The 10,554-nt window shown below is 73.1% G+C and carries 7 protein-coding genes; 4 read left to right on the plus strand and 3 right to left on the minus strand.

The annotated features are described in order from the left end of the window. Positions 1-72 precede the first annotated feature (72 nt). Together ACE3Q2_RS11355 and ACE3Q2_RS11360 are read left to right on the plus strand one after the other, a co-directional pair. Positions 73-813 (plus strand): tetratricopeptide repeat protein, encoded by a 741-nt coding sequence (locus ACE3Q2_RS11355; RefSeq protein WP_374474094.1) that lies wholly within the window; start codon positions 73-75, stop codon positions 811-813. Positions 814-848: 35 nt separating this feature from the next. Next, the gene (locus ACE3Q2_RS11360) at positions 849-1,484 is read left to right on the plus strand and encodes a thymidine kinase (RefSeq protein ID WP_374474095.1); all 636 of its coding nucleotides are present in this window, start codon (positions 849-851) and stop codon (positions 1,482-1,484) included. Between the two features lies 1 nt (position 1,485). Here ACE3Q2_RS11360 and ACE3Q2_RS11365 read toward each other — a convergent pair whose 3' ends face one another. The 3 genes from ACE3Q2_RS11365 to mutM all read right to left on the minus strand — a co-directional run bounded on the left by ACE3Q2_RS11365 (position 1,486) and on the right by mutM (position 5,751). Further along, complete coding sequence (locus ACE3Q2_RS11365; protein WP_374474096.1) at positions 1,486-4,287, minus strand: protein kinase; 2,802 nt, start codon at positions 4,285-4,287, stop codon at positions 1,486-1,488. Between the two features lie 14 nt (positions 4,288-4,301). Beyond that, on the minus strand, positions 4,302-4,865 hold the full coding sequence (locus ACE3Q2_RS11370) for an ECF-type sigma factor (protein WP_374474097.1): 564 nt from the start codon (positions 4,863-4,865) through the stop codon (positions 4,302-4,304). 73 nt (positions 4,866-4,938) lie between these two features. Next, a complete protein-coding gene (gene mutM, locus ACE3Q2_RS11375; protein ID WP_374474099.1) occupies positions 4,939-5,751 on the minus strand; it encodes a bifunctional DNA-formamidopyrimidine glycosylase/DNA-(apurinic or apyrimidinic site) lyase in 813 nt (270 codons plus the stop codon). 91 nt (positions 5,752-5,842) lie between these two features. Between mutM and ACE3Q2_RS11380 the strand changes: the two genes are divergently transcribed. Continuing rightward, on the plus strand, positions 5,843-9,196 hold the full coding sequence (locus ACE3Q2_RS11380; RefSeq protein ID WP_374474100.1) for a mechanosensitive ion channel domain-containing protein: 3,354 nt from the start codon (positions 5,843-5,845) through the stop codon (positions 9,194-9,196). Between the two features lie 111 nt (positions 9,197-9,307). Continuing rightward, positions 9,308-10,492 (plus strand): fatty acid desaturase, encoded by a 1,185-nt coding sequence (locus ACE3Q2_RS11385; RefSeq protein ID WP_374474101.1) that lies wholly within the window; start codon positions 9,308-9,310, stop codon positions 10,490-10,492. Positions 10,493-10,554 lie beyond the last annotated feature (62 nt).

The following is a 10,554-nucleotide window of genomic DNA, read 5'->3' on the forward strand; positions in this document are numbered from 1 at the left end:
TGGCCCATGCCGGCCGACTTCCGGGCTGGCAAGGTTCGCCACGTCCCCCGACCCCCAAGGAACGAGCCCCCGATGCGCCCGATCGCCCTCGCCTGCGCCGCCCTGCTGATGCTGTCCGCCACCGCGCCCGTGCTGGCCCAGGCCGACAACCCCGAAGACCGCGCCATCATTTCCTCGGGCGGCTTCCTCAGCGCGCACCCCGACCTGCGCTACCGCCTCGGCGGCCTGGCCGCCTACCGCAAGGGCGACTACGAAGAGGCGATGACGCGTTTCCGCCGCGCCGCCCGCTACAGCGACAAGCCCTCGCAGGGCATGGTGGCCGAGATGTACTGGAACGGCACCGGCGTGCCGGCCGATCGCGTGCTCGGCTACATCTGGATGGACCTGGCCGCCGAGCGCGGCTACCCGCTGATGCTGGTCAAGCGCGAGAAGTTCTGGAAGGAGCTCAGCGAGGCCGAACGCGCCCGTGCGCTCGAGATCGGCCCGGCCGTGTACGACGAATTCGGCGACGCCGTGGCCAAGGAGCGCCTGGCGCGCGAACTGCGTTTCGCCAAGCGCCAGACCACCGGCAGCCGCGTCGGCTCGGTGGGCGCGCTCAGCATCGTCATCCCCACCCCGGGCGGCAGCACGGTGGTGGACGGCACCGCCTACTACGACGAGAAGTTCTGGGACGTCGAGCAGTACGTGCAGTGGCAGGACCGCGACTGGAAGGTGGTGGGCCAGGGCACCGTGGACGTGGGCGAGGTGATGGCCACCGACACCCCGCTGCCCGAGGGCGTGGAAGACGACGGGGACGCCGCCGCGGAAGACTGAGCGATAATGGCGGCACGTCACCGCGGGACCGTGCCTTGGCCAAGCTCTACTTCTACTACTCGGCGATGAACGCCGGGAAGACCACCACGCTGCTTCAGAGCGCGCACAACTACCACGAGCGAGGCATGCGCACGCTCATCCTCACGCCGAAGCTCGACAACCGCTTCGGCGAGGGCCTGGTGGCCTCGCGCATCGGCCTGCAGGCGCGCGGCACCGTGTTCACCCGCGACGACGACCTGCAGGCGCTCACCGAAGCCGACATCGCCGCGCGCGGCCCGCTGCACTGCGTGCTGGTGGACGAGGCGCAGTTCCTGTCCAAGCGCCAGGTCTGGCAGCTCACCGAGATCGTCGACAAGCTCAATGTCCCGGTGCTGGCCTACGGCCTGCGCACCGACTTCCGCGGCGAGCTGTTCGAAGGCAGTCAGTACCTGCTGGCCTGGGCCGACAACCTGGTCGAGATCAAGACCATCTGCCACAGCGGCCGCAAGGCCACCATGGTGCTGCGCGTGGACGAGAACGGCCGCGCCATCAGCGACGGCCCGCAGGTGGAGATCGGCGGCAACGAGCGCTACGTGTCGGTGAGCCGCGGCGAGTTCAAGCGCGTGATGGCCGGCGAAGGCCACATCGACCTGCAGCAGCCTCAGCTGCCGCTGGGCACGCCGGCCGACTGATTCAGCCGCGGCCGCAGCTGGCGGCTTCGGCGGCCAGCTCGTCCTGCAGGCGCCGGCGCTCCGGGTGGCGTTCGGCGGCCTGGGCCAGGGTGGCGGCGCGCAGGTCCTTGCCGTCGCCCAGGCGGCCCACGCGGCAGTGCAGCTCGGCCTGCAGCGCGTCCAGGTGCAGGGTCCAGGCTTCGGCCACGGCGTTGCGGGCGCGGGCCTGGGTGCGCAGGCTGGCCAGCTGCGCCTCGGCCTCCTTCGGCTCGCCGCGTTGCAGCGCCAGGCGCGCAACCACCAGGGTGTGTTCGGCCTGGGCCACGCTGTCGGCGTCGCCCAGGCGCGCGCTGGCTTCCTCCAGCAGGCGGCGCGAACTGTCGGCGTCGCCGCGGCGCCAGGCCAGTTCGGCCAGCAGGCCGCGGGCGCGGGTGGCCAGGGCGCGGTCCTGCGAGCGCGACAGCTGCAGGCATTCGTTGGCCAGCAGCGCGGCGTTGTCGTCCAGGCCGCGGGCCATGCGCACGCGCGCCAGTTCGCACAGCACGGACACGTGGCGGTCGAGGTCGTTGCCGCGGCGGCGCAGCTGCAGACTGCGCTGCAGGGCTTCGTCGGCCTGGGCCAGGTCGGCGCGCTCCCAGGCCAGCCGGCCCAGCTCGTGCCAGGACTCGGCCACTTCCGGGTGCTCGGGCCCGAAGCGCGCCAGCAGGCGCTCGTGCGCGGCGCCGAGCAGGCGCGCGGCTTCCTCGAGCTTGCCGGTTTCCACCAGCAGTTCGCCCAGCGGGCGCTGCACCGCGGTGGTGAGCGGGTGGTTGAGGCCAAAGCGGTCGAGCGCGATCTGCAGCGCCTGGCGGTAGGAGGATTCGCCTTCCACCGGGTCGCCCAGCGCGCGCTGGAAGGTGCCCAGCTCGCGCCACACTTCCACGCCCAGCGCGTTGCGGTCGCCGCCGCTTTCGCGCAGCAGGGCCAGGGCCTCGCGCATGGCCGCCACGGCTTCCTCGTAGCGGCCTTCGTCGGCCAGCAGGCCGGCCAGGTCGGCGCGGCTCTCGGCCTGCAGCGCCTTGCTGGCATCGCCCGCGCCGCGCAGGGCCAGGGCGCGGCCGAACAGGTCGCGCGCCACCTCGCGGCCGCCCAGGCGGCGGTGGCAGCGGCCCAGCTGCGACAGGAATTCCGCGGCCGCGCGCGGCTGCGCGGCCGACTGCTGCTGCGCCACCGGCAGCCAGGGCAGCAGCGCGCGCACGCAGGTTTCCGGCTGGCCCAGCGCGCGCAGGCTGCGGCCGCGCAGTGCCGCGGCTTCCACGCCCAGCCGCGCCGGCGCGTCGCCGGGCAGGCCGGAAAGCAGGTCGGACTGGCGGTCGAGCAGTTCCAGCGCCTGGCGGTCGTCGCCCAGGCCCTGGCGCAGGCGCGCGATCAGGCCCAGCAGCTCGGCGCGTGCCTGCGGCTGGCCGCGCAGTTCGGTGTCGGCGCGGCGCACGCCGGCGTCGAGCAGGGTGCGCGCGTCCAGGCCGCCGTCGCCGCTGGCCTGTTCGGTGTTCTCGAACAGCGCCACCACGAAGTCCTGCATGGCCTGCGCGCGTTCGGCTTCCTGCAGCGCGCGCTCCGTCTGCCAGGCCATGAAGCCCAGCGCCGCCACCACCAGCGCCGCCACCGTGGCGCCCACGCCCAGCGCCACCGAATTGCGGCGCGCGAACTTGGCGGCGCGGTAGCCCAGGCTCTGCGGGCGCGCCAGCACCGGTTCGCCCTCCAGGTGCCGGCGCAGGTCCTGGGCCAGGGCCTCGACCGAGACGTAGCGGTCTTCCGGCGCCTTGGCCAGGGCCTTGAGCAGGATGTTGTCGAGGTCGCCCGCCAGCTCATGCGAGAGCCGGCGCGGGTGCGGGTCGCCGGCTTCGCGCGCGTGCCGGTAGGCGGCCTGCGAAGGGCGCACCGGATCGGCGCCGAGGATGGCTTCCTCCCAGGCCGCGTCGGTGCTGCGGGCCGGGTCGTAGGGCTTGCGGCCCACCAGCAGTTCGTAGAGCACCACGCCGAGCGAATACACGTCGGTCATGGTGGTGATCACGCCGTGGCGCAGCTGCTCGGGCGCGGCGTAGTACAGGGTGAAGGCGCGCGTGCCGGTGCCGGTGATCTCGGTGGCCTCGCCGGGCGCCTCGTCGAGCAGCTTGGCGATGCCGAAGTCGAGCAGGCAGACCTCGCCGGCCGAGGTGACCAGGATGTTCGAGGGCTTGAGGTCGCGGTGCACCACCAGGTTGGCGTGCGCGTGGCTCACCGCGGCACAGACCTGCAGGAACAGCTTCAGCCGCGCCGGCACCGACAGCTTCAGCTGCTGGGCGTACTGGGTGATCGGGTCGCCCTGCACGTAGTCCAGGGCCAGGTAGGGCTGGCCGTCGCTGCTCACGCCGGCGTCGAGCAGGCGGGCGATGTGGGCGTGGCCCAGCCGCGCCAGGATCTGCCGTTCGCGGGTGAAGCGCTGGCGCAGGCCGGCGTCGCCCAGGCCCGGGCGCAGCAGCTTCAGCGCCACGCGGCGGTGGTACAGGCCGTCGGCACGCAGCGCCAGCCACACCTGGCCCATGCCGCCTTCGCCCAGCGGCCGCTCGAGCTTGTAGGGGCCGATGGACTGGCCGGGCTGGGGCGCGAACAGCGAGGCGTCGACCACCGACTCGGCCAGGAAATCGGGCCGCTCGTCCTCGAGCGCGATCAGCTTGCGCAGCTCCCCGCCCAGCGAGGCGTCGGCCAGGCCGATCTCCTCCAGCCGGCGTTCGCGCGCGGCCGGCTCCATTTCGAGCAGTTCGTCGAGCAGCAGGGAGAGCGTGGACCAGCGCTCGGTGTCCACGTGGGCGTGCCGGTTCAGCCCTGCAGCGCGGCCAGCAGGAACATGCGCGCCTTCTGCCAGTCGCGGCGCACGCTGCGCTCGGAGCGCTTGAGCAGGCCGGCGATCTCGGTTTCCGACAGGCCGGCGAAGTAGCGCATCTCCACCACCTGGGCCAGGCGCGGGTCGAGGTCGTTGAGTTTGTTGAGCGCCACGTCGAGGCCGAGCATGTCCTCGTCCAGGCGCATGCCGCCGCCGGCGTCTTCGGGCAGGTCGGTGACGCGGTGCAGGTCGCCGCCGCGCTTCACGGCCATGCGCTGGCGGGCGTAGTCCACCACCACCGAGCGCATGGCGCTGGCGGCGTAGGCGAAGAAGTGGGCGCGGTCCTCGAACTCGGCCTCGGCGCGGCCGGCGAGCTTGAGGTAGGCCTCGTGCACCAGGGCGGTGGTGTCGAGCGTGTGGCCGTGCTGCTGGCCGCCCAGCTGGCGCCGGGCCATGCCGTGCAGTTCGCGGTACAGGGTGGCCAGCACCCGGTCGAGCGCGGACTTGTCACCGCCACGGGCGGCGCTCAACCACTGGGTGATTTCGGCGGTGTCGTTCATGGTTCCCCGGAACCCGTCTGCGCGGGTTGCCGACACTATAGCCAATGCGGGCGGCAGGCGGGCGGGGCCGGCCTCAGCGCTGGCAGCCCGGGCACCAGGCCGTGGCCCGGTTCCCCATCCTCCCATCGCGTATTTTCCGGCCGCAAACCTTGCAGTTTTCGCCTTCCCGGCCGTACACGAACAGCTCCTGCTCGAAGTAGCCGGGCGCGCCGTCGGGGCTGAGAAAATCTCGCAGCGTGGTGCCGCCGCGGGTGATGGCGTGGGCCAGGATGGCCTTCACGGCACCGGCGAGGCGCCGGTAGCGCTCGCGGCTGACCGAGCCGGCAGCCCGGCCGGGGGCGATGCCGGCCCGGAACAGGCTCTCGGCGGCGTAGATGTTGCCCACGCCCACCACCACCGCCTGGTCCATCAGGAAGGCCTTCACCGGCGCCTTGCGGCCGCGGCTGAGCTCGAACAGGTAGTCGCCGTCGAAGTCGTCCGACAGCGGCTCCGGGCCCAGGCGGGCCAGCAGTTCGTGGGTTTCGCCGGCCGGCTGCCAGAGCAGGCAGCCAAAGCGGCGTGGGTCGGTGAAGCGCAGCACGCGGCCGGAATCGAGCGCCAGGTCCACGTGGTCGTGCGCGGCCACCGGCGTGGCGGCCGGCAGCACCCGCAGCATGCCGCTCATGCCCAGGTGCAGCAGGGCGCTGCCGGGGGCGGTGTCGAGCAGCAGGTACTTGGCGCGCCGGCGCACGCCCAGCACCCGCTGGCCGGGCAGTTCGCGCGCCACTTCGGGCGGGATCGGCCAGCGCAGGTCCGGCCGGCGCAGCACCACGCCGGTGACCAGGCGGCCTTCCACGTGCGGCGCCAGGCCGCGCCGGGTGGTTTCGACTTCGGGCAATTCGGGCATGGGCTGAAGTGTCGCAGAGCCGGGCCGGCGCGGGTCAATTGCCGCGCTTCGGCCACCGGCATAGCCTAGGCGGATGCGCCTTCCGCCCCCCGTGTCCCGCCTCGCCCTGGGCCTGGCCCTGTTCCTGCTGCCCGCCGCCCTGCTGGCCGCCCCGTCCGGCCCGGTGGAAAGCCTGCGCGGGGCCCTGGCCACGCTGGCCGAGCCGCAGCGCCAGGCCGCCAGCGACAACCTCGACGCCGCCACCGCCGCCGACCGCGAGGCGGCGCAGTTCCGCCAGCAGTTCGACGCCCTGCGCGCCGAAGCCGGCAACGCCCCGGCCCGCACCGCTGAATTCGAACGCGACCTGCAGCAGGACCCGGGCCAGGCCCTGGCCCGCTGGCGCGCCCGGCTGCCGGCCACCTCCGACGTGGACGTGCTCGAACGCCTGCTCGAGGCCGAGCGGCTGGAAGCCGAGCGCCTGGGCGACCGAATCGCCCGCCTCACCTCCGACCTGGGCGCCGCCCTGGCGCCCTCGGCCAGCGCCGCCGGCGGCGTGGACGACCTGCGCCGGCGCCTGGAGGACCTGGCCGCGCCGGTGCCGGCCAACGAAGGCGACCCCGCCGCGCTGACCGAATCGCGCCGCCTGCGCCAGGCCGCCGAGCGCCGCCGGGTGGAAGCCGAGCTGCAACTGCGCGAGGCCGAGCGCGATTACGCCGCCACCCGCCAGCGCCTCCAGGAACTGGAGCTGCGCGTGCTGCGCCAGCGCCTGGCCCAGCACGAACCGCGCCTGGCCCTGCTGCAGCAGCGCATCGCCGAGCTGGGCCGCGAGGCCCTGCAGAACCTGGCCGGGCAGGTCGAAACCCGCGCCGCCGCCCTGCCGCCCGGCGACGCCGTGCTGGCCGCGGCCGCCGCCGACAACCTGGCCCTGGCCCGCGAACTGCTGGACGCCAACGAAGCCCTGGCCGTCCAGCGCGGCAAGCTGGCCGCCGAGGAACAGGCCCTGGCCCGCGACCGCGCCGCCCTGCGCGACAGCCGCACCCGCCTGGAGCTCGGCGGCCGCAGCGAGCAGGTGGGCACCTGGCTGTGGGCCGTGCTGCGCCGGTTGGAAAGCGATGACGCGCTTTCCGAGCGCCTGTCCGAGGTGCGCAAGGAGCTCGCGGGCGTGCGCCTGCGCCTGATCGCCCTGGACGAAACCCAGCGCGAGCTCGGCGACCCGGACGCGCTGGCCCGCCAGCTGCGCGCCAACGACCCGGCCCGCCAGGACGAGGACGGCCCCGCCGCCCGTGCCAGCGCCGCCGACCCGGTGCACGCCTGGCTGGAAGCGCGGGTGGACCTGGCCGCCCGGCTCGAGCCCCTGCTCTGGCGCCAGGTGGCCGCGCTCGAGCAGGCCGAACGCACCCTGCAGGCGCGCCTGCAGGCCACCACCGAACTGCGCCAGCTGCTCGACCGCAACCTGCTCTGGATCCGCAGCCACCCGCCAGTGGACACCGCCTGGTTCGGCCGCTGGCCCGAGGGCCTGCGCGACCTGGCCAAGCCCTCGCGCTTCGCCACCACGGCGCGCCTGCTGTCGGAATCGGTGGCGCAGCGGCCCTTCAGCTATGCCGCCGCGGTGGCGCTGGTGCTGGCCCTGCTGTGGCTGCGCCGGCGCGCGCCCGCGCGGCTGGAGGGCCTGGCCCAGGCCGTGCGCGAAGTGCAGCACGACCGCTACCGCCGCACCCTGCAGAGCCTGGGCTGGACCGTGCTGGCGGCCCTGCCCGGCGCCGCCGCGCTGTGGCTGGCCGGCGACCTGCTGCAGCAGGTGGGCGAACGCGGCAAGTACAGCGATTCGCTCGGCGGCGCCCTGCAGGCGCTGGCGCCGGCGGCGTTCACGCTGTCCTTCCTGGCCTGGCTGGTGCGCGAGCGTGGCCTGGCGCATGCGCATTTCCGCTGGGTGCGGGCGCGCCGCGAGGCCCTGCAGCGCTGGCTGCCGCGCCTGATGGCGGGCCTGCTGCCGCTGTATTTCATCGTCGCGCTGGCGTTCCTGCGCGGGCAGGACCTGGCCATCGACGTGTCGGCGCGCGTGGGCATCGTGCTGGCCGCGCTGCTCTCGGCCTGGGCGCTGTGGCGGCTGCTGGCGCCGGACGCGCTGTGGATGCGCCGCGGCGTGGTGCTGGAGCCGTCGAACGCGCGCCGTGCGCTGCGCCTGGCGCTGCCGGCGGCGCTGCTGGCCTGCGCCGGGCTGGCCATCGACGGCTTCGTCTATTCCACCGCCATCGTGCTCGACGCGCAGTTCGCCAGCGTGGGCGTGTTCACCGCGGTGGCGGTGGTGCACGGGCTGCTGGCGCGCTGGTCGGCGCTGGGCGAACGTCGCCTGGCCTGGCGCCGGCTGGAGCAAAGGCGCGAGGCCGAGGCGGCCGCGCGCGCCGAGGGCGGCGACGAAGACGGCGGCGAAGCCATTCCCGTGGACGTGGACGCCGACCTGGCGCTGGACAAGGTCAACGCCCAGACCCGCCGCCTGCTGCGCGCGCTGAAGCTGGTGCTGCTGGTGCTGGGCCTGGCCTGGGTGTGGGCCGACGTGATGCCGGCGTTCGCGCGCCTGGACGAAGTGGTGCTGTGGTCGATCGCCGAAAGCACGGCCGACGGCGGCTCCGCCGCGGTGCCCATCACCCTGATGGCCGCGCTGCTGGGCGTGGTGGCGCTGGCGCTCACCTTCGTGGCGGCGCGCAACCTGCCGGGCCTGCTCGAGATCGGCCTGCTGTCGAAGGTGAACATCGACTCGGCTTCGCGCTACGCCATCACCAGCGTCTCGCGCTACGCCATCGTGATGGTGGGCATCGTGGTTGGCCTGGGCCTGCTGGGCCTGCGCTGGAGCCAGCTGCAGTGGATGGCGGCGGCGCTGACGGTGGGCCTGGGCTTCGGCCTGCAGGAGATCTTCGCCAACTTCGTGTCCGGCCTGATCCTGCTGTTCGAGCGGCCGTTCCGGGTGGGCGACGTGATCACGGTGAACAACCTCGACGGCACGGTCACCCGCATCCGCACCCGCGCCACCACCATCCTTGATTTCGACAACAAGGAAATCGTGGTCCCGAACAAGACCTTCATCACCGGCCAGCTGGTGAACTGGACGCTCAGCGACGAGACCACCCGCATCGTGGTGAAGGTGGGCGTGGACTACGGCACCGACCCGGCCCTGGTGCACCGCCTGCTGGCCCAGGCCGCGGCCGAGAACCCGCGCGTGCTCGAGTCGCCGGCGCCGCGCAGCTGGCTGCTGGACTTCGGCGCCAATTCGCTCGATTTCGAGCTGCGGGTGTTCGTGGGCGCCATTTCCGACCGCCTGGCCGTGCGCAACGAGCTGAACCTGCGGCTGGTGGAGCTGTTCGAACAGCACGGCGTGGGCTTCGCCTACCCGCAGCTGGACGTGCACGTGCGCGACCTGCCGGCCGCGCCGCCCCCGCCGCCGGCCGGGGCCCGCCACGGGCCCTTGTGAGGGCCGGCCGCCGCCCCCATACGAAGCCGGAGGGTGACGCCACCTGCCACGGCGGGCATCATCGTCCCTGATACCGGGCCAGAGCGCCCGACCGCCCCCCTGGAGTCCTTGATGTCCCCCGAGTTGTACGACTGGCTGGCCCGCGGCCTCACGCAGGCCAGCTACTGGCAGATGGCCCTGTATTTCCTGGTGATGGTGCAGACCACCATCTTCACGGTCACCCTCTACCTGCACCGCAGCGCCGCCCACCGGGGCGTCGACTTCCACCCGGTGATCACCCACTTCTTCCGCTTCTGGGCCTGGCTGACCACCGCCATGGTCACCAAGGAGTGGACCGCGGTGCACCGCAAGCACCACGCCAAGTGCGAAACCGCCGAAGACCCGCACAGCCCGCGCTTCCATGGCATCCACCGGGTGCTCTGGCGAGGCGTGGAGCTCTTCCAGAGCGCGCGCAATGACAAGGAAATGCTGGAGAAGTACGGCAAGGGTTCGCCGGACGACTGGATCGAGCGCAAGCTCTACACCCGCATGCCGACGATGGGCCCGGTGACCATGCTGGCCATCAACCTGGCGCTGTTCGGCATCCCGGGCGTCGCCATCTGGGCGCTGCAGATGGCTTGGATCCCGTTCTGGGCCGCCGGCGTCATCAACGGCCTGGGCCACTGGTGGGGCTACCGCAACTTCGACACCGCCGACACCGCCACCAACCTCACCCCGTGGGCGTTCTGGGTGGGCGGCGAGGAACTGCACAACAACCACCACGCCTTCCCCAGCTCGGCCAAGTTCGCGCTGCGCAAGTACGAGTTCGACATCGGCTGGACCGTGATCCGCGGCCTGCAGGCCCTGGGCCTGGCCAAGGTGCTGCGCGTGGCCCCCGAGCTCGACGTGCGCCCGAACATCCAGGTGCCCGACGCCGACACGATGCGCGCGATGATGGCGCACCGCTGGCAGGTCGCCACCGACTACTTCCAGCTGGTGCTCAAGCCGCACCTCAAGGCCGAGGCGCAAGACCTCCCGGGCCGCCTGCGCCGCGCCTTCCGCAGCGAGGGCAAGTGGCTCAGCGACGACAACCGCGCGCGCTTCAGCGCCTGGATCGCCGAGCGCCCCAACACCCAGCGCCTGCTCGAGTTCCGCCAGCGCCTGCTGGCGATCTACGAGATCAAGAGCGCCGAGGCCGAGACCAAGCTCGAGGCCCTGCGCGCCTGGTGCGCCGAAGCCGAAGCCTCCGGCATCCGCCAGCTCGAGGAGTTCTCGGCGCGCCTGAAGGGCTATTCGATGGCGCCAGCGCGCGCTTGAGCCCACGCCCCGCCGTTACCCCGCACGGGCCCGCTTCGGCGGGCCCGTTCTTTTTTGTAGGA

Origin of the sequence: Arenimonas sp., assembly GCF_041913985.1 — a bacterium.
Taxonomy (GTDB): Bacteria; Pseudomonadota; Gammaproteobacteria; order Xanthomonadales; family Xanthomonadaceae; genus Arenimonas.